Raw genomic sequence first — 19,886 nt, 5'->3', positions numbered from 1 at the left:
GCTGCTTTGCGTGATCTCGATGCAAACCGCGTGAAAATCGGCGCAGAATTAGGGATATTGCGTCGTCAACAAAGGTTTTCATGACTCTGTGAAGCGTGATTGACAGAGTAACGGTAAAAGGCTCATCAACCGCGTCATCGAGGCCGGAAGATCGGAACTGGAAGCAAGCATCATGTCGGACACTTCGGCGGGCGCCGTTATCGTCATCTCCAGCCATGTCGTCAGAGGCTCCGTCGGCAATCGCGCTGCTGTCTTCGCGCTGGAAACCTTGGGTCACCCCGTGTGGGCGCTGCCGACCATCGTTTTGCCCTGGCATCCCGGCCATGGCCGATCGACGCGGCTGACCTTCGCCGAGGCGGATTTCGACCATGCGATCGACGATCTCATCGCCGCGCCCTGGCTGGCGGAAGTGAAGGCGGTGCTATCGGGTTATTTCGGCAATGCCCCACAGGCACGCTCCGTCGCGCGGCTAATCACGGCACTGCGGGAGAAGCACCCCGATCTCTTCTATGCCTGCGATCCCGTCATCGGCGATTCAGGGGGGCTCTATGTACCCGAAGCAACCGCCGAAGCGATCCGCGATCACCTCATCCCGCTCGCATCGTTGGCGACGCCGAACCGCCACGAGCTTGCCTGGCTCGCGGGCGCGCCGCTGGAGGACAATAACGCCGTCATGGATGCTGCCCTGGCGCTGGGGCCATCCCGCATGCTTGTGACATCGGCCGTGCCGATGATGACCGGCGGCACCGGCAATCTCTATCTCAGCGGCCGCAACGCGCTGTTTGCCGAACATCGCAGCATCGACAATGCGCCGAACGGACTTGGCGACCTGCTCTCGGCCGTCTTTCTGTCGCGGCTGCTGTCAGGGATGGACGAAGAGCGGGCTTTGCAATTGACAACGGCTAGCGTCTACGAGGTGCTGGCGCGAGCGGTCAAGCGCGGCAGCGACGAATTGACGCTTGCCGCCGATGCTTCCAGCCTGTCGACGCCGATGGCAATGGTGCAGATGCGGCGCCTGCTGCATCCGGCGCAGCGACGGAAGAAATAGCGGATCGGCAATGTCGAGAGGTTTTTGCAGCGCAATAGTTGCCATCGGCCGCAGCGCGCGGTAATTCAATATGATGCTGAGCTTTCCTACTTCCCTTCTGAACGGCTATCGCAACTTCATGAGCGGGCGTTATGTCGATGAGCGCGAGCGCTATCGCAGCCTGGCGGAGGAAGGGCAGAAGCCTTCAACCCTGGTGATTGCCTGTTCCGACAGCCGTTCGGCCCCGGAAACCATTTTCGACGCTGGTCCCGGAGAACTTTTCGTTATCCGCAACGTCGCCAATTTGGTCCCGCCTCACGAGCCTGACGGCCATTTTCACTCGACGTCCGCTGCTCTGGAATTCGCGGTGCAGTCACTGAAGGTCACGGATATCGTCGTTATGGGGCATGGCCGCTGTGGCGGCATTCGCGCGGCGCTGGACCCGAATGCCGAGCCGCTGTCGCCGGGCAATTTCATCGGCCGCTGGATGAGCCTCGTAAAGCCGGCCGCCGAGCAGATCCAGAGCAACGACGTCATGACGCCGGCCGAGCGGCAGACGGCGCTGGAGCGCATCTCTATCCGCAATTCCCTCGACAATCTGCGCAGCTTTCCCGATATCAAAGTACGGGAAAAGGAAGGGAAATTGCACCTGCACGGCGCGTGGTTCGATATCTCGACCGGTGAGCTTTGGGTCATGGACCCGGAGACGCGCGATTTTATCCGGCCGGAAATCTGAAACGGCGATAGAAAAAACGAAAAGGCGCTCCGCCATCCGGCCGAGCGCCTTTATTGATTTGTCGCCGTGATTATTGGCCGTCGATCTGCTTGCCGATATAGGCAATTGCCTGCTGGTAGACGGCTGCATCGTTCCAGCCCCCGATCGCCGCGAAATTCGGCTCGCCAGGCTGATACCCGAGACCCGGCTGCCAGCCATGGCCCTTCAGGAAGTTTGCGGTCGAGGCCAGCGCGTCGGCGCGGGAGCCGACCAGATCGACCCTGCCGTCGCCATCGCCGTCGACACCGAAATTGACGACGTTCTTCGGCATGAATTGTGTCTGGCCGATTTCGCCATGGGCTGCGCCGCGGGCGGTGGGGCTCAGATAGCCTTCGCCGACGAGCTTGAGGGCAGCATAGAGCTGATCGGTGAAATAATCGGAGCGGCGGCAGTCATAAGCGAGCGTCGACACGGCCGAAAGCGTATGCTGGTCGCCCATGAAGCCGCCGAAACCGGTTTCCATGCCCCAAATGGCAATGATCGGGCCGGCGGGCACGCCATAACGCTTCTCGATCCTCGAGAACAGTGCGGCGTTGGCCTGCTTCATGCTTCTGCCGCGGGTAATGATTGCCTGGCCGCCACGCTTCCTCATGAAGTCTTCGAAGGAGAGCTTGAAGCTCTTCTGGCCGCGATCGGCGCGGATGGTGGGTTGATTGTAGTGCACATTGGCAAAGGCTCGGTCGAGAACAGAGGCGCTGACGCCCTGGGCCTGCGCTTCCTGCTTGAATTCCTGCACCCAATTATCAAAACCAGCCGACGAGTTGCCGCAAGCTGCAGCATTGGCGGCAAACGGCGTCACCAACAGCAACCCGCCTGCTACGAGAGCTGCCATTCCAGACTTTGTCATGCGCATTCAGAGTCCCCGAATTCTTACCGCGCGAGACGCGGTAACGGTTTTTGATGGCGCATATGCCTTCGATTTTCCAGGCCTATGCGCGGTCGTACTGTGACCGGACCATGCCAGTATCCGGCAATTCTGTCATTATCACGGTTCCGCGATCAATATTTTCGCTTCACGTGAAACATTGTACCTAACGGATCTTGTAAAAGCCCCGTCTTTCGATCCGAAATGACGAGGCTTTTCTTTGAATCCTGCTTAGCCCGCAAAGGTTGAAAAACCGTAAATGGTTTATAAACCGTTTATGCCGCCTGCTTGCGCGGCTTGACTAGGCCACGGTTGATCAGGAGTTCGGCAATCTGGATGGCGTTCAGTGCGGCGCCCTTGCGCAGATTGTCGGAGACGACCCAGATGTTGAGACCGTTTTCGACCGTGGCATCCTCGCGAATGCGCGAAATGTAGGTCGCGTCCTCGCCGGCGGACTCGTAAGGCGTGATGTAGCCGCCGTTTTCGCGCTTGTCGATGACAAGGCAGCCCGGTGCTTCGCGCAGGATATCGCGAGCCTGGTCGGCAGTGATCTCATTTTCGAACTCGATATTGACCGATTCCGAATGGCCGATGAAGACCGGCACGCGCACGGCGGTGCAGGTGACCTTGATCTTCGGATCGAGCATCTTCTTGGTTTCGGCCAGCACCTTCCATTCTTCCTTGGTGTAGCCGTCTTCCATGAAAACATCGATGTGCGGGATGACGTTGAAGGCGATGCGCTTGGTGAACTTCTTCGATTCGATCGGATCGGCAACGAAGACGGCGCGGGTCTGGTTGAACAGTTCGTCCATGCCGTCCTTGCCGGCACCGGAAACGGACTGGTAGGTGGAGATGACGACACGCTTGATCTTGGCAAAGTCATGCAGCGGCTTCAGCGCAACGACGAGCTGTGCGGTCGAGCAATTCGGGTTGGCGATGATGTTGCGCTTGGTGAACTGCGTGACGGCATCGGGGTTCACTTCCGGCACGATCAACGGCACGTCGGCATCATAGCGCCAGGCGGAGGAGTTATCGAGGACCACGCAGCCCTGGGCGCCGATCTTCGGCGAGAACTTCTTGGAGATATCGCCGCCGGCCGACATCAGGCAGATGTCGGTGTCGGAAAAATCGTAGTTCTCCAGGTTCGAAACCTTCAATGTCCGGTCGCCGAAGGAAACTTCGGTGCCCTGCGAGCGGGCCGATGCCAGCGCTACGACCTCGTCAGCCGGAAAACCGCGTTCGGACAGGATATTGAGCATTTCGCGGCCGACATTCCCGGTCGCGCCCGCTACTGCAACTTTGAAACCCATTTCTCAAGCTCTCTTTCTCTTCTCTCCTCTTCGGCGAGGGGGGAACCACGGCCATGACGACCGGTTCCTGTCCCCGGCCGGGCCGGGGAGAGAGCGGCAGGCCAGAGACGTCAGACGGTTTTCGTCGTCGTTTTGGCCTTGGTTTTGGAAGAAACCGGAAAACGGAACTCCTGCCCGGCAAATTCTGCCAGGTGACCGAAACTATCGATCTGTTCGAAGCGAACCATGAAGGTCTTCCTTTTCCGCCGCCGGTTCTACGGAGTTTTCCACAGGAGTCAAGGATTTTGCGTCCCCACCGCGGCGGGAACGCGGAATCGATTTAAGCCTTCAACGATTGCTGTTGCGCGTGGATTCGAACAGGAACCAGGTGCGGCGTTCCGTCTCGTCCAGCCAGACTTCAAGCAGGCTGGCGGTGGAGACATCACCATATTCATCGCAGACATCATGGGCAGCGCGGATTTCGGCGGAAAGCCTGAGATTGTCGTCGGCCAGTTCGGCGAGCATGTCCTGAGCGTCGACATATTCGGCATCATTATCGGGGATGCGCTGCAGCTTGGCGATGTGGCCTATGGAACGCAGCGTGGTGCCGCCGATCTTTCTGGCGCGTTCGGCCATCGGGTCCGTCATGGCGAAGATCTGCTCGCCCTGCTCATCCAGCAACAGGTGGTAATCGCGAAAATGCGGCCCGCTCATATGCCAATGGAAATTCTTGGTCTTGAGATAAAGGGAAAAGACGTCGGCCAGCAGCGAATTCAGTGCTGCGGAAATATCGCGTGTCGCTTCTTCGCTGAGATTGGTGCGCGTGCCCAGTTTCGATTTGGTATTGGCGTTATTCATGATGACGTGCTCCGTTTCGTTGGTCGCAACAGCGATCTCAGAGACTTTCACAGGAATTTATGGCGTTCGCTCGCCAGGGATCGCATTGCAGACAAGATCTGTCTTGAAAATTTTCGCGGTCAAGATGTCGTTGCAGCAAAAGCGGCTGCGGGATCTACGGAAAAACCCGAACGGCAATGATAGTATGAAGACGGAGGCGGTTTGGCAATTGTTGCCGAGGTGCCAAGCGGATCGGACCACGGCATAGGGACGCCGCTTCCCTCGTCGAGAGGAAAGCGGCTCTGGGATAGACGGTTACTTCAAACCGCCGCCGGCATAGAGGGTTTCACCCGTCAGCCAACCGGAATCATTCGAGGCGAGGAAAACCGCGATCGGCGCGATGTCTCCCGGCTGGCCGAGGCGGCCAAGCGGCGTCTGTGAGACCATATGCTTTTCTAAATCGCTGCCGATGAGACCCGCTGCAATCACGCCTTCGGTCTCGACGCCGCCGGGCGAGATGGTGTTGACGCGGATATTGCGCGGACCGAGCTCCTTGGCGAGGATTTGGGTGATCGAGGTGACGGCGGCCTTGGTCGCCGTATAGACTGCGGTGGCCGGCAGGTTCATGGTGACGGCGGTCGAGGCGATGTTGATGACATTGCCGCCTTCGGGGCCGAAATGCTTCATTGCTTCCTGTGTCGTCAGCAGCGTGCCGAGAACGTTGATGTTGAATTCGCGATGGAATTCCTCTTCAGTGATCTCTTCCAGCGCCTGAAATTGATAGACGCCGGCATTGTTGACGAGGATGTCGAGGCCGCCGAAGGCCTCCTTGGTTTCGGCAAAAAGCCGCTTCACGTCGACAGCTTTTGAGACATCGCCGTGCGCCGCTATCGCCTTGCCGCCCTTGGCGGTGATCTCGGCCACGACCTTGTCGGCGCCTTCGCGGCTTGATGCATAATTGACCACGACGGCCGCACCCGCCTCGGCCAATGCCTTGGCGATGCCTGCGCCGATACCCTTCGATGCTCCGGTCACGATTGCGACCTTGCCTGCCAGCTTGCTCATGTCATCTCCTGTCGAGAAGGTTGTTAGATAATTTTATAACTATCGAATTATTGGCGCAGACGAAGCCGCGTTCGGCGACCCTCATCCCGTCCCTTTGATATTTAGATAATCATCTAACCGATACAAGAGCAGCGGGCGGATGCGCAAAGAAAAGAATTTCAGATGTTGGCAAGTTCCGCCATGTAGGCATTCAGGACATCACGCCGAAGCAAGAGGTTTGCAAACTTGCCTTCCCGCACGATCTCGATGAGACCGGCGTTTTCGAGTTCCTTGATGTGGTGGGATATCGTCGCGGCGCTAACGGCGTGACATTGCGTCAACACGCTGCAAGGCATGGGTTCGGCGCGACCGCCGATTTCCTTCAGAATCTGCACGCGGCGCGGCTCGGCAAGCGCCCTGGAAATCAATCCGAGTTGCCTTTCGCTCAGTCGCGTCTGTCCTGCATCGGTCATCGTCTTCGCCACACTCAAACGGGATCGTCTCCCGCAAATTCGCCGCTTCAGATATATGAATGCGGGGGATGCTTGGCAACCGTTCTAGGTGTAGCGATGGATGGGACCAAGGTAGTTCACGAATGATTTTTCGAGAGCTGCGGGGACCGTGGTTCGAGGCTTTGCTGCCTTCGCTGACGTTCTGACACCAAAGCACCTCACCATGAGGGCGGAGCGATAACACGGCCAGCCCAAGGAGAGCCCTCACCCTGAGGAGCGGAACCCGAAGGGTGGAGCCTCGAAGGGCGAGGGCGGATGAGGGAAACGATCCCTACTTCCACTTCAGCAGCGGCAATCTTGGCATCGGCCAACCAGTCTCCCCGATGCGGAAGAGCATGCCATAGCGAGAATAGACGATCGCCACCATAAAGGAAAACCAGCCACCAAGGGCGAGCCCGGCGATGACGTCGCTCGGATAGTGGGCGCCGATCATTACCCGCGTCGTCGCCAGCCAGAGGGCACAGGCGATGAAGATGTAGCGATAGCGCGGGAAGAGGAAGGCAAGCGCTGCAAAGAAGGCGCCGATGGTGGTCGCATGGCCGGACGGGAAGCTTTCGAAGGCAGCATGGCCGTTGAAGGGTGAGAAACCGAAAGGACCCCAATCCTCGAAATGCATGGGGCGGGCTCGGCCGATGGCGCGCTTCAGGAGATTGGCGATGATACCCGAAAGCGCAATGGTCGTCAGCAGATAGCCGCCGATCTGACAGATGCGCAGGGCCTGGCAGCGGCAGCGTGACGACTGCAGCAGTCGGCTGCCGGCCCAGCCTTCGAAGAACAGGAAGGCGCTGACCATGATGATCCAGCCGGATTCACCGAAATTGGTGAGCAGCTTGCCGAAGAAATGAATAGGGGGCGCGATGTTCTTGATGGTCGCGCCGACCGGCCAATCGAACAGAAGGGCTGCGAGCAATACGATGTTGGCGGTCAGAAACAGGCATATTTTCCAATGCGAAGGAGCAAAACCGCTCTTATTTCGCCGCCATCGCCTATCCAGAGACCTCAAGATCTCCTGCAGCATATCCACCGCCTGTCGCCGCTACTCCACCCCTGTCTACGATCACGCGTAGCAGGCTCCTGCTACAGTTTTTTAACAGATTTAAGACGGTCGGCAACTCAGCGAAGCCCACGGTTCAACCGCGGCCGCGGCCAAGCGTCTTGGCCCGTCGAGAAGACCAGGCCGAACCGGGAAAAGAGGACCGCAACGGCGAAAGCAATCCAGGCACCGAGCGCCAGGCCGGCAGCGACATCGCTTGGATAATGGACGCCGATGATGATGCGCGAAGCCCCAAGCCAGATGCCGATGCCGATGAACAGCAGCCGGAACCGTGGGAAAAGCAAAGCGAGCGCCCCAAAGAGCGCACCCACGTTGGCCGAATGCGCCGAGGGAAAGCTTTCAAACAGGAAGTCGCCGTGAAACGGCGCGAAGCCGACGATGCCGTATTGGTCATAAAGAAGGGGCCGGGCGCGGCCGATCGCGTATTTCAGAAGATTCACGATGAAGCTGGTCGTGAGCACGGAGAGGCCGACATAGGCGACCATCCGAATGAGAAGGGCGGCCCGGTAACGGCCATATGTCGGCGAACGTCGTGCGACGAAAAGGCCGACGGCAAACACGACGGCGATAATGGCGAGGATCCAAGCCAGCCTGCCGATATCGGTGACGGCCCCTGCGACTTCGATCAATCGCGGCGAGAGGTTTTTCGCAGCCTGTCCAAGCGGTGTGTCGAACACGAGAAAGGCGAGAATGACGATATTGATGGTGGTCAGCGTATAGCCGAGCCAAGGAAGGTGGCGGTGGCGGCTGCGGCGGATGTCATAGCGCCGTGCCAGCCTCTGCCAAGGTCGTGATTGCCTCTGGATTATGCCCTGCGACGATGTCGTTTCCGTGCTCATGCAGCGGGAAATAGGAGTCCGTCGCGGCAAGTTCAACAAAAAGACCTCGCTCTGCAAGCTGAGAGCGAGGGCCTTTGATGTTTCACGTGAAATACTAGAGCATCCCGCTTTCAGGTGGGATCGCCAGAAAGCGGATAAGGTGCTCTAGATTCAAAAGAGTAGAGCGACCTTTGCGCGTTCAGATGAACGCGCAGCGCTTTAGGCAGCGATTATGCCGACAGGGCCTTGAATTCGGCAAGAATGGCGTCGCCCATTTCGGCTGTGCCGACCTGGCGGCTGCCGGAAGACATGATGTCGCCGGTGCGGATGCCGCTGTCGAGCACGTTGGCGATCGCCTTTTCCAGCGCATCGGCTTCGGACACCAGGCCGAAGGAATAGCGCAGGCACATGGCGAAGGAAGCGATCATCGCGATCGGGTTGGCAATGCCCTTGCCGGCGATATCCGGCGCCGAGCCGTGCACGGGTTCGTAGAGCGCCTTGCGCTTGCCGGTCTTGGCATCGGGTGCGCCGAGCGAAGCCGATGGCAGCATGCCGAGCGAGCCGGTCAGCATGGCGGCAACGTCGGAGAGCATGTCGCCGAAGAGATTGTCGGTGACGATGACGTCGAACTGCTTCGGCTGACGAACGAGCTGCATGCCGCCGGCATCGGCAAGCATGTGCTCAAGCTGCACGTCGGCATATTTTTCCTTGTGCGTCGCGGTGACGACCTGGTTCCAGAGCACGCCCGACTTCATGACGTTGCGCTTTTCCATCGAGCAGACGCGGTTGTTGCGCGTGCGTGCCAATTCGAAGGCGACGCCGGCAATGCGCTCGATCTCGTAGGTATCGTAGACCTGGGTGTCGATGCCGCGCTTCTGGCCGTTGCCGAGGTCGATGATCTCCTTCGGCTCGCCGAAATAGACGCCGCCGGTGAGCTCACGGATGATGAGGATATCGAGGCCGTCGACCAGCTCCGGCTTCAGCGAGGAAGCCGCTGCCAGCGCCGGGTAGCAGATGGCGGGGCGCAGGTTTGCGAAAAGCTTGAGATCCTTGCGCAGGCGCAGCAGGCCGGCTTCCGGGCGCACTTCGTAGGGAACGTCGTCCCACTTCGGGCCGCCAACGGCGCCGAAGAGCACGGCATCGGCCGCCAGCGCCTTCTGCATGTCCTCTTCGGAGATGGCGACGCCATGCGCATCATAGGCGCTGCCGCCGACAAGGCCTTCATCCGTGACGAAGCTGGCATTCTTCGCCTCGTTCATATAGGCGATGATCTTGCGGACTTCGCCCATGGCCTCGGGGCCGATGCCGTCGCCCGGCAGGAGGAAGAGATTGCGCACTGTCATGGGAAAAAGCCTCCGCAAAAGAAATAGGTTGCGGGTTCTTAGACCTGCAAATGCGGCTTTTCAAGCGAGGAAGGAGCGGAAACGGTACGGTTTGGGGCTTTTGAGAGCAACCACCCGCCCTCGTAGTTCGAGACGGCCCTTCGGGCCTCCTCACCATGAGGGCTGATCTTTTACGCATAGCCAAAGGCCGCTCCGGCGTGGATCTACGCGAAAATAACCGGGATTTATGGGGCCGACCCTCGTGGTTCGAGGCTGCGCCCTTTGGGCTTCGCACCTCACCATGAGGGCGGAGGGAGTGCGCGCCATCACGGCGCACATTCCGATCCCTTGGTAAGCCCACCCTTCGACAAGCTCAGGATTGAGGATGGTGGAACTATAAGCCAGACGAGAGGATGAGCCCTCATGGTGAGGAGGCCCAAAGGGCCGTCTCGAACCACGAGGGCGGGTAATTGGTCCGCTTACTCAGCCAATCCAACCGAAGCGAGATAGGCTGCCGATGCCGGGATCTTGGACTTGTCCTTGATCTCGATGATCAGGCGCGGGTTGCTGTTAAGCTTGGCAAGGGCGGCGAAGACGGCGCGCCAGTGGATATTGCCTTCTCCGAGGCTCCAGTGGCGATCGGCATAGCCGTCTGCATCCTGCAGATGGACATGCTGCAGGCGGTTGCCGGCGGCGTGGACGTAATAGTCGACCGGCGGTGCGCCGGTGTAGCCATGGGCGTAATGGGCATGGCCGGTGTCGATCGACACGGCGACGGCGGGCGAATTGAAGCTGTCGGCGAGACCGACGCGGATATGGGGATCCTTGTCCTCGATATTCTCGATGACCATGGTCAGGCCGATGTCTTCGGCGCGCTTGACGGCATCCTTGAGCGTCGAGTGCGTATATTCGATGATCTTTTCGCGTTCGCCCTTGTTGTTGTCGAGGTTGTTGTAGGACCAGGACGTATAGGGGCTATGGATGACCATCTGCGTGGCGCCGATATTGGCGCAGACGTCCAGGGCCTGCATCAGGCGCTTTGAAACGACGGCACGGATATCCGGATCCTGCGAGGCGATGATGAAGTCTCAGAACGGGCCATGGATGCCGAGGCGGCCCTGATGGCCGTCGAGCAGTTTGCGGGCGCGCTCGGCGAGCGGAGCCCAGTCGCCATTCAAGACTTCGGCTTCGACGAAGTTCTGCAGTTCGAGATCGCGCGGCTTTTCAAGCAGCCACTCACGATGAGTTTCGACGTCCGCAAGCGTCATGGCGGCGCCGACAATAGGAAGGGAAGTCATGGAATGCTCCGATCGGGAGGAGAAAATGGAGGGCGGGAGCGGTCTGAAAGCTCCGCAGAGGTTATATATCCCCCTTTTTGTCGGGCATATTACAGGCAGCACGGTCATCTGCCCGCAATGGCATGAAAAGAAAAAGCCGGGCTTTTCAGCCCGGCTTCGACACGCAAATGTGATGATGAATTCGATCAGGCAGCCCAGGGGCGGGATGCGGCGTTCGTCTTTTCGAAGCTGTCGATCGCCTTGGCCTTTTCCAGCGTCAGGCCGATATCGTCGAGGCCGTTCAGCAGGCAATGGCGCTTGAATTCGTCGAGATCGAACTTGATCGAGCCGCCGTCCGGGCCAGTGATCTCGAGGTTTTCCAGATCGATCGTCAGGATGGCGTTGGAGCCGCGCGAGGCGTCGTCCATCAGCTTGTCGAGCTCTTCCTGGCTGACCTTGATCGGCAGGATGCCGTTCTTGAAGCAGTTGTTGTAGAAGATGTCGGCGAAGCTGGTCGAAATGACGCAGCGAATGCCGAAGTCGAGCAGCGCCCACGGGGCATGTTCGCGCGAGGAACCGCAGCCGAAATTGTCGCCGGCGACCAGGATCTTGGCATTCTGATAGGCCGGCTTGTTCAGCACGAAATCCTGGTTCGGCGAGCCATCCTCATTGTAGCGGGCCTCGGCGAACAATCCCGTGCCAAGACCGGTGCGCTTGATGGTCTTCAGATAATCCTTCGGGATGATCATGTCGGTATCGACATTGACGACCGGGAGGGGTGCTGCGACACCGGTCAACTTCACGAACTTGTCCATGGGGTCCTGCCTTCAATTTTCGTCTATGAACGAATTATCCTGCCAATAGAGCAAATCCCGACGAAAATGAAGGGGAATCTTGGAAATGCTCTGAAACCGGGCGCTTCGGCCGCAGTTCCGCCATTCAGGAATTGCGCATGGATGAGCGCATTGGAGAGCGGCGAGGCGCCGCCCTGCCCTGATCTTGGCTTAGAGATCGATGATCGTACCGCGGCCGTCGTTCCAAACGCGCATTTCGCGCCGAGTGTTCGCCTTAGCGCGCACTGGAGCAGGCTTCATCCGCAACGAAATCGCGCGGCCCACCATAAGCACGGTGAGAATGCCGCCGACAGCGAGCGTGAGTGAAACGGTAAACAGCGCCAGGGCTGCAAACACGGTAATGCCGGCAAGCGCGATGAACAAGGAACGGATATTCTGCATGGTCGAGACCTCTCTACTCCCAGCAATGTGGTCCTCTCTCTTTCTCTCTGCAAGAGGAGCATGGCTTTTTGTTGTCTTGCCCGTTGTTGTCTTGCTTGGCGGCGGAAAGCGCGGCAAAACTGCAGCATGAGCCGTCCCGCCCCTCCCCGTTCCGTCCGTCTGCGCCGCTCGGTGCTGAGTGTCCCTGCGATCAACCGCCGTGCACTTCAGAAGATAGCCGATCTCGATTGCGACGCGGTCATCTTCGATCTCGAGGATTCCGTCGCGCCTGAAAAAAAGGCGGAAGCGCGCGAGAATTTGCGCGCCTTTTTCTCCAGCCTACCAACTAGCAAAGAAGAGGCCGGTAAGGAGCGTATCATACGCATCAATACGCTGTCCTCCGGCTTCGGTGCCGAAGATTTGGAGCTGGTGCTGGCGCTCGAGCCCGATGCGGTTCTTCTGCCGAAGGTCGATGAGCCGCAGGATGTGACTGGCGTCAGCGACAGGTTTGCCGAAGCGGAGGCGCCGGAGAACCTGCGCATCTGGGCGATGATCGAAACGCCGCGCGGCGTCCTGAATGCCGCGGCCATTGCCGAGGCCGGCCGTACGCCGGGAAGCCGGCTTGATTGTTTAACCGTCGGCCTCAACGATCTGCGCAAGGAAACCGGTGTGTTGCCGCAGCCGGGCCGCGCCTATCTCGTGCCCTGGCTCATGCAGGTGATCCTGGCCGTCAGCGCCTACGGGCTCGACGCCATCGACAGCGTTTTCAACGATTTCAAGGATGTGGAAGCCTTCGACGCCGAATGTATGGAGGGCCGCGCCATGGGCTTTGCCGGCAAGATGCTGATCCATCCGAACCAGATCGAAGCCGCCAACCGGCATTTGGGGCCGCACGAGGCCGCTCTTGCGGAGGCGGAAGCCATCATCGCCGCTTTCGCCGACCCGGCGGCGGCCGGCCTCAATGTCGTGAACCTCGGCGGCCGCATGGTGGAGCGGCTGCATCTTGTCGAGGCGGAAAGACTGGTCCATAAAGCGCGCCTGATTTCAGAACGCCTTCGTCCTTCGACAAGCTCAGGATGAGGGGCGGTATGTTACGAAAGACGATTTGATGAAACTTTATCGCTTCCTCACCGGTCCCGACGACGCTTCCTTCTGTCACAAGGTGACCGCAGCGCTCAACAAGGATTGGGAACTCTCGGGCGCCCCGACCTATGCCTTCAATGCTGCGACCGGCCTGATGCAGTGCGGCCAGGCAGTCGTCAAGGAAGTCGAAGGCAAGGATTACGATCCGGACATGAAGCTTTCGGAGCAGTAAGCGTAACAGGATCGCTCCTTAGCGATCCGTCGCTTCCTCGGCGCTCGCCTCGATGCGCTCCATGTCCTCGTCGCTGAGGCCAAAGTGGTGGCCGATCTCGTGGATCAGGACATGAGTGATGATGTCGCCGAGGGTTTCGTCGTTTTCCGCCCAATAATCGATGATCGGCCGGCGATAGAGGCGGATCTTGTTCGGCATTTCCCCGGTCTGGGCGGTGAAACGCTCCGATATGCCGCGGCCTTCGAAAAGGCCGAGCAGGTCGAAGGGCGTTTCCAGGGCCATGTCCTCGAACACGTCGTCGTCGGGGAAGTCCTCGATGAGGATGATGAGATTGCCGGTGAGCGAACGGAATTCGTCCGGCAGGTGGCTGTAAGCCTCCATGGCCAGGGATTCGAATGTGCTGATTGAGGGGGCATGGCGGTCCCGCCAATCCTCGCTCTGGTCAATGCGGGCCATGAATGCTTCCTTCCTTAGCTGGTCATATAGAGCCTTTGTTTCGGTTTTTCGAGAGTGGAATCAGGCAGAGGAATATTTTCTCATAAAATGGTGTTGACTCTTCTTCCCACCTCTGGAATCCATAAGAACATAACAGGAACATAATGGATCTGGAGCTAACGTCATGGCTGAGGCTGCCGTGGCGCGGGAGACGCTTTTTGCCCTGCGTGAAACCATTGCCCGACTGGAAGGCAGGCCGATACCGGCGCTGGCAGCAGCGGCGCATGAGGCACGGGTGGCGGAGCCGGCGGCCGGTTCGGCCGATGCCATTCAGCCGCTTGCGACAGGCGTTGCCGATCTCGACGAGGCGATGCAGGGCGGCGTGCCGCTCGATGCGCTGACGGAGATCCGTTCGCTCGCCTTGCGTGATGCCGGAGCGGCTAGCGGTTTCACCCTTGCTCTTGCTGCACGGCTCAGGGTTCTCGCTGCGCGGCCTGGGGGGCAAGCCGCCGGCAAAACCGCGGCCGTACTGCCGGTTTTATGGATCGGCGATACGGTCGCGGGGATGGAGGCGGGCCTGCCCTATGCGATCGGGCTTCGGGATTTTGGATTGGAGCCTGCCGGCTTTCTGCAGGCGTCACCGCGCAAGCTGGAAGAGGCGCTATGGCTGGGGGAGACGGCGCTCGCCAGTGCGGCCTTTTCGGTCGTCATTCTGGAGGTGCGTGGTAATCCCGCCCGCTTCGGGTTGACCGAGAGCCGGCGGCTGGCGCTGCGGGCCAAGGCAGCGGGGCGGCCCTTGTTTCTGTTGCGTCAAGCGGGCGAGGAGGAGGCGAGCAGCGCTCTCTTCCGTCTCGCCGTCGAACCCGCGCCGGCCCTGGCGCGGCCCCTGCCGGATGGATCGCTGCTTGGCGGCAGCATCGGTCATCCGGCCTTTCGTCTCACCCTGGAAAAAAGCCGCAACCCGGCGCCCTTTTCCATAACCCTGGAGTGGAATGCCCATGACCGCCAGTTTGCCCCTGTCCTCGACGCTCAGCACCCTGCCTTTCCCGGCGAATACGCAGCGCATTCTGGCGCTGACCTTTCCGCACCTGCCGACCGACCGGATCGCGCGCAAGCGATGGGGTCTGTCCTGGCGTTTGGCCGGTCGGCTTGAGGCGCCGCCGCTCGCCTGTGCCGGCAAGCTGAACAATGCCATGCGGCTCACTGCGCTCAATGAAAGAGCCGAGACGATCGGCCTGAAGCTTGCGCAGGGCGTTGCCGAGGCGAAGGCGATCTGTCCCGCCCTTGACGTCGTCGAAGAGGATCCGGGCGCGGACCGCAAATTGCTGGAGGCGATCGCCGATTGGTGCGATCGCTATACGCCGCTGGTGGCGATCGACGGCAAGGACGGGCTCTTCCTCGATATTACCGGCTGCGCCCATCTCTTCGGCGGCGAAGAGGCGCTGCTCGAGGATATTCTGATACGGATTTCCCGGCTTGGCCTCGATGTCCGCGGCGCCATTTCCTCCGCGCCGGGCCTGTCCTGGGCGGTCGCCCGCTTCGACGACAGCCGCGTCGTTCCCCCCGCGGCCATGGAGGAGGCGCTGGCGCCGCTGCCGGTCGCCGCGCTCAGGCTCGGCGATGAAACCGCCGCCGCATTGCAGAAGCTGGGACTGAAGGAGGTGGGCGATCTCCTGGCCGCACCGCGGGCGCCGCTGACCCGCCGCTTTGGCGCGCAACTGCTTTTGCGGCTTGATCAGGCCATCGGCCTGAATGAGGAGCCGATCTCGCCGCGTCGGCCGGTCGCGCAGTTGTCAGCCGAGCGGCGGCTTGCCGAACCGGTGCAGGCGGAGGCCGATATCCTGCAACTGGCTCGCCAGCTTGCCGAAACGCTGAAGCCGGGACTGGAAGGAAGGGGCGTCGGAGGCCGCTCCTTCGAACTGCTGTTGTTCAGGGTGGATGGGGCGGTCTTCCGCATTGCCGCCGGCGCATCGCAGCCGCTGCGGGAGCCGAGCCGGATCGCCAACCTGTTCACGGAGCGCTTCACTGCCATTCATGACGATCTCGATGTCGGCTACGGCTTCGAGATCGTTCGTCTCAATGTGCTGCAGCATGCGCCTTTCGACGCGGCTCAGGACGATTTTGTCGGAGAAGGCCGCCAGGACGGGTCGCTCGCTGCTTTTGTCGACCGGGTAGCCGCGCGGCTGGGGCCGGATTGCCTGCGGGGCTTCGAGTTGCAGGAAAGCCATATTCCCGAGCGGGCCGTGCGACCGATCCCGGCCATGGGGCTTCTCGCTTCCCGGCGGCGGATGGGTAAGGAAGATGCCGGGTTTGGCTTCTTCCGCGGCGAGCGGCCGCTGCGGCTGTTTCGCATGCCGGAGCCGATCGAAACCGTTGCCGCCGAAGTACCCGATGGCCCTCCCCGGCAGTTCCGCTGGCGGCGTGTCATGCATCGGGTCAGCCGGGCCGAAGGGCCGGAACGGCTTTCGGCAGAATGGTGGGTCGAGGAAAAGGAAGAGCCTGCCCGCGATTATTTTCAAGTGGAGGATGAAGAGGGCCACCGTTTCTGGCTGTTCCGCAAAGGTCTCTACGGTCGAGGCGGAACGGGACCGGATTGGTATATGCATGGGGTCTTCGCATGAACGCGCGCCGGAGCTTTCACGAACCTATACCCTTCTTCGAGATCGGGGTGAGAACGAATTTCTCCTTTCTCGAAGGCGCCTCGCATCCGGAAGAGATGGTGGCGCAAGCCGCTATCCTGAAACTTTCGGGGTTTGGAATTGCCGACCGCAATTCGGTTGCAGGCGTCGTCAAGGCGCATGCGCATACCAAAGTTCTCCAGGCGAAATATGAAGAAGTCATCAAGAAAAATCTTGCGCTTCGAACTCAGGGGGCGCCCGAAAAACCGTTCCTGAAGCCGGTTCCCTTCCAGCCTGGCGCTCGCCTGGTGTTTTCGGACGGTACGCCCGATATTCTTGCCTATCCGCAGAACCGCAAGGGTTGGGCGCATCTCTGCCGGCTGTTGAGCGCCGGTAATCTGCGCGGCGAGAAAGGCGTCTGTATCCTCAATGAAAGCGATCTCGTGGAATGGGGCGACGAGATGATGCTGGCCCTTGTTCCCGATCCTGATAGCGTCGAGACGCCGGAGGGGCAGGAAAAGCTGGAACAGTGCCTGAAGCGGCTATGGATGCGCTTCGGCAGGAAGTTCCATATGGTCTTGTCGCCGGCCTATGATGGTAGAGACCGGCTGGTCTTTGCTACGCTCTCCATCATCGCATTGCGCAACGGTGTGCGGCTGATTGCCAGCAACCAGCCGCTCTATCATGCGACCGAACGCAAGCCGCTTGCCGATATCGTCGTTTCGATCCGCGAGCATGTGCCGATCGCCGAGGCCGGCTTCAAGCTGGCGGCCAATGCCGAGCGCTATATGAAGGACGCTGCCGAGATGGCGCGCCTTTTCAAGGATTATCCGAAGGCGATCGCCAATACACAGAAGTTTTTTAGCCGGCTGTCTTTTTCCCTGGATGAGCTGAAGCACAATTATCCCGACGAAAGCATTGATGGCGAGACCGTTGCGGAGACGCTGAAGCGACTGACGTGGAAGGGGGCCAGATGGCGCTTTCCTGAAGAGATTCCCGAAAAGGTCTCGATGCAGATCGAGCATGAGCTCAAGCTCATTCACGAGCGGCAATATGAGCCTTATTTCCTGACGGTGCACCGCATCATGGAGTTTGCTCGTAAGGAGAATATCCTGTGTCAGGGACGGGGATCGGCCGCCAATTCGACGGTCTGCTATTGTCTCCGAATTACCGAGGTCAATCCGGAAATAACAAGCTTGCTCTTCGAGCGCTTCATCTCGACGGAGCGCGAGGAACCGCCTGATATCGACGTCGATTTCGAGCATGAGAAGCGTGAAGAGGTCATCCAGTTTATCTACAAGCATTACAAAAAGGAGCATGCCGGATTGACGGCGGCGGTCACCAGCTATCGGGCGCGCTCGGCCGGTCGCGAAGTTGCCAAGGCTTTTGGCTTGTCGGAGGATGTGCAGTCTGCCCTTGCGAGCGGCGTCTGGGGCTGGTCGACGGAGGAGCTGTCCGAGCGCGAGGCGAAGATTGCCGGTCTCGATCTCAAGGACAAGACGACACGGAACGTCCTTTCCTACGCCTCGACGCTGATGGGTTTTCCGCGGCATCTGACGCAGCATGTGGGCGGTTTCGTCATCACCCGGGATCGATTGGATGAGGTGGTGCCGATCATGCACACGGCGATGGACGATCGCTACATGATTGAGTGGAACAAGGACGATCTCGACAATCTCAACATATTGAAGATCGACGTGCTTGCGCTCGGCATGCTGACCTGTCTCGCCAAGGCTTTCGACCTGTTGCTGCTGCATTACGATGTGAAGAAGCAGCTCGCCGATCTTGGCAGCGGCGAGTATCCCGACCGTATACCGGTCTATGACATGATCTGCCGCGCCGACACGGTCGGCGTCTTCCAGATCGAAAGCCGGGCACAGATGAGCATGCTGCCGCGCCTTAAGCCCCGCAGATTCTACGATCTGGTTATCGAGGTGGCGATCGTCCGGCCCGGTCCCATCCAGGGCAATATGGTTCACCCTTATCTCAAGCGGCGGGATGACAAACTTCATAATCGACCGATCGAATACCATCGTCCGGAATTGAAGGCAGTTTTGGAAAGGACGCTAGGAGTTCCCCTGTTTCAAGAACAGGCGATGCAGATTGCCATTACTGCGGCTGGATTTTCGGCGGCCAAGGCCGATCGGCTGCGCCGGTCCATGGCGACGTTCAAGCGGACGGGAAAGGTCGATGAATTCAAGAAGGACCTGGTTTCGGGCATGGTCGCGAACGGCTACCCTCAAGACTTTGCCGAACGCTGCTTCAGCCAGATTGAAGGCTTCGGCGAATATGGTTTTCCCGAAAGCCACGCGGCTTCCTTCGCGCTTCTCGTTTACGCCTCTTCCTGGCTCAAGACCTATTATCCCGATGTCTTTTGTGCGGCGATCCTGAATTCCCAGCCCATGGGCTTCTATGCGCCGGCACAGCTCGTGCGCGATGCGCGCGAGCATGGCGTCGAGATGCGGCCTGTGGATGTCAATCATTCTAACTGGGATTGCCTACTGGAGAAGGCGCGTTTCGATCGGGACGCCGTCGAGCCGCGTCATGCATCGATGCGCGAACTCATCAAGTCGCAATGTGCCGTCCGCCTCGGTTTCCGGCAGGTCAAAGGCCTTTCCGAGGATGAGATGGTGCAGCTCGTCGAGCGCCGCGGCAATGGCTACAGTTCCGTGCGCGATCTTTGGCTGCGCTCCGGCCTTGCCAAGGCGCAGATCGAGCGTCTGGCGGATGCGGATGCGTTCGGCTCCATCGGGCTCAGCCGACGAGAGGCGCTATGGGCGGTGCGGGCGCTCGATGCCGGCAGTGCGGCCGAAAAGCTTCCCCTCTTCGATCTTGCCGACCGCAGGGATCTGCAAGTCGAGCCTGCGGTTTTGTTGCCGGAAATGATGCCCGGCGAGCAGGTGATCGAGGATTATCGCTATCTTTCGCTATCGCTGAAGGCGCATCCGATGTCCTTCCTGCGTGCGGATTTCTCTAAAATGGGCATCGTGCAGAACCGCGATTTGCCCAATGTGGCAAATGGCCGGATAGTGACGATTGCCGGGCTGGTGCTGGTGCGGCAGCGGCCGGGCTCGGCGAAGGGCGTGATCTTCATGACGCTGGAGGACGAGACCGGTGTTTCGAATGCGATCGTCTGGCCGAAGATGTTCGACAAATACCGCGCCATCGTCATGGGCGCCCGGCTGGTCAAGATTCGCGGCCGCCTGCAGAGCGAAAGCGGCGTCATCCATGTGGTGGTCGACTATATCGAGGATATGACCTCGGCGCTGGGAATCCTGCAGCGCGAAGCCAGGCGGTTTGGGGTCAGCGATCGGGCGGATGAGGCCCTGCGTCCGACCATGGATCACCGGCAAAAGAAGAGGCTTGCCGAGGCAAGTCGGCCGATGCCGGAGCAGGCTGCCGAGACAGCGGCAGATGGCCGCAGCACTGTCGCCGCGACGGCAAGCGTCATGCCGCGAGGCCGTAACTTCCATTGAGGCGCAGT

18 protein-coding genes and 1 pseudogene are annotated in these 19,886 nt (G+C 59.9%); 7 read left to right on the top strand and 12 right to left on the bottom strand.

The window, feature by feature from the left end; genetic code table 11:
* Positions 1-172 precede the first annotated feature (172 nt).
* On the top strand, positions 173-1,048 hold the full coding sequence (pdxY, locus tag K290_RS0121470; RefSeq protein ID WP_028753770.1) for a pyridoxal kinase PdxY: 876 nt from the start codon (positions 173-175) through the stop codon (positions 1,046-1,048).
* Between the two features lie 73 nt (positions 1,049-1,121).
* On the top strand, positions 1,122-1,763 hold the full coding sequence (locus K290_RS0121465; protein ID WP_028753769.1) for a carbonic anhydrase: 642 nt from the start codon (positions 1,122-1,124) through the stop codon (positions 1,761-1,763).
* Positions 1,764-1,833: 70 nt separating this feature from the next.
* Here the strand turns inward: K290_RS0121465 and K290_RS0121460 are convergent, their stop codons facing one another.
* From K290_RS0121460 to K290_RS0121405, 11 genes and pseudogenes are all read right to left on the bottom strand, one after another.
* Entirely contained in the window at positions 1,834-2,655 is an 822-nt protein-coding gene (locus tag K290_RS0121460; RefSeq protein WP_028753768.1) for a lytic murein transglycosylase, read from the bottom strand.
* Between the two features lie 287 nt (positions 2,656-2,942).
* A complete protein-coding gene (locus K290_RS0121455) occupies positions 2,943-3,977 on the bottom strand; it encodes an aspartate-semialdehyde dehydrogenase (protein WP_028753767.1) in 1,035 nt (344 codons plus the stop codon).
* A 327-nt stretch (positions 3,978-4,304) separates the two neighbouring features.
* Positions 4,305-4,814: a Dps family protein gene (locus K290_RS0121445; RefSeq protein WP_028753766.1), complete on the bottom strand. Its 510-nt coding sequence runs from the start codon at positions 4,812-4,814 to the stop codon at positions 4,305-4,307.
* Positions 4,815-5,108: 294 nt separating this feature from the next.
* Complete coding sequence (locus K290_RS0121440) at positions 5,109-5,858, bottom strand: glucose 1-dehydrogenase (protein ID WP_028753765.1); 750 nt, start codon at positions 5,856-5,858, stop codon at positions 5,109-5,111.
* A gap of 158 nt (positions 5,859-6,016) precedes the next feature.
* Positions 6,017-6,310: a winged helix-turn-helix domain-containing protein gene (locus K290_RS0121435; protein ID WP_028753764.1), complete on the bottom strand. Its 294-nt coding sequence runs from the start codon at positions 6,308-6,310 to the stop codon at positions 6,017-6,019.
* A gap of 310 nt (positions 6,311-6,620) precedes the next feature.
* A complete protein-coding gene (lpxE, locus tag K290_RS0121430; RefSeq protein WP_028753763.1) occupies positions 6,621-7,364 on the bottom strand; it encodes a lipid A 1-phosphatase LpxE in 744 nt (247 codons plus the stop codon).
* Between the two features lie 98 nt (positions 7,365-7,462).
* Positions 7,463-8,242, bottom strand: a complete 780-nt coding sequence (locus K290_RS0121425) for a phosphatase PAP2 family protein (RefSeq protein ID WP_028753762.1) — start codon at positions 8,240-8,242, stop codon at positions 7,463-7,465.
* Between the two features lie 209 nt (positions 8,243-8,451).
* Complete coding sequence (gene leuB / locus K290_RS0121420) at positions 8,452-9,564, bottom strand: 3-isopropylmalate dehydrogenase (RefSeq protein WP_028753761.1); 1,113 nt, start codon at positions 9,562-9,564, stop codon at positions 8,452-8,454.
* Positions 9,565-10,022: 458 nt separating this feature from the next.
* Positions 10,023-10,841, bottom strand: a pseudogene (locus K290_RS34755) (sugar phosphate isomerase/epimerase family protein).
* A 185-nt stretch (positions 10,842-11,026) separates the two neighbouring features.
* The gene (leuD, locus tag K290_RS0121410) at positions 11,027-11,635 is read right to left on the bottom strand and encodes a 3-isopropylmalate dehydratase small subunit (protein ID WP_028753760.1); all 609 of its coding nucleotides are present in this window, start codon (positions 11,633-11,635) and stop codon (positions 11,027-11,029) included.
* Positions 11,636-11,824: 189 nt separating this feature from the next.
* Complete coding sequence (locus tag K290_RS0121405; protein WP_028753759.1) at positions 11,825-12,055, bottom strand: hypothetical protein; 231 nt, start codon at positions 12,053-12,055, stop codon at positions 11,825-11,827.
* Positions 12,056-12,181: 126 nt separating this feature from the next.
* On the opposite strand from K290_RS0121405, the gene K290_RS0121400 reads away from it, so the two are divergent.
* Positions 12,182-13,114, top strand: a complete 933-nt coding sequence (locus tag K290_RS0121400) for an HpcH/HpaI aldolase/citrate lyase family protein (protein ID WP_028753758.1) — start codon at positions 12,182-12,184, stop codon at positions 13,112-13,114.
* Positions 13,115-13,142: 28 nt separating this feature from the next.
* The gene (locus K290_RS0121395) at positions 13,143-13,349 is read left to right on the top strand and encodes a DUF1737 domain-containing protein (RefSeq protein WP_028753757.1); all 207 of its coding nucleotides are present in this window, start codon (positions 13,143-13,145) and stop codon (positions 13,347-13,349) included.
* Between the two features lie 18 nt (positions 13,350-13,367).
* Here K290_RS0121395 and K290_RS0121390 read toward each other — a convergent pair whose 3' ends face one another.
* The gene (locus K290_RS0121390) at positions 13,368-13,805 is read right to left on the bottom strand and encodes a metallopeptidase family protein (RefSeq protein ID WP_028753756.1); all 438 of its coding nucleotides are present in this window, start codon (positions 13,803-13,805) and stop codon (positions 13,368-13,370) included.
* A 163-nt stretch (positions 13,806-13,968) separates the two neighbouring features.
* Here K290_RS0121390 and K290_RS38440 point away from each other — a divergent pair, with 163 nt between their 5' ends.
* From K290_RS38440 to K290_RS0121375, 3 genes are read left to right on the top strand one after another with little or no spacing between them, the layout of a single operon-like run.
* Complete coding sequence (locus K290_RS38440; RefSeq protein ID WP_028753755.1) at positions 13,969-14,937, top strand: ImuA family protein; 969 nt, start codon at positions 13,969-13,971, stop codon at positions 14,935-14,937.
* Between the two features lie 40 nt (positions 14,938-14,977).
* Complete coding sequence (locus K290_RS0121380) at positions 14,978-16,405, top strand: Y-family DNA polymerase (protein WP_028753754.1); 1,428 nt, start codon at positions 14,978-14,980, stop codon at positions 16,403-16,405.
* Entirely contained in the window at positions 16,402-19,878 is a 3,477-nt protein-coding gene (locus K290_RS0121375; RefSeq protein WP_028753753.1) for an error-prone DNA polymerase, read from the top strand. The genes K290_RS0121380 and K290_RS0121375 overlap by 4 nt, the downstream gene beginning before the upstream one ends.
* The last annotated feature ends 8 nt before the right edge of the window (positions 19,879-19,886 follow it).

Source organism: Rhizobium leucaenae USDA 9039 (assembly GCF_000426285.1).
Classification (GTDB): Bacteria; Pseudomonadota; Alphaproteobacteria; order Rhizobiales; family Rhizobiaceae; genus Rhizobium; species Rhizobium leucaenae.
The sequence above is the reverse complement of the archived record's forward strand: the minus strand, read 5'-3'. Positions and strand labels throughout refer to the sequence as shown.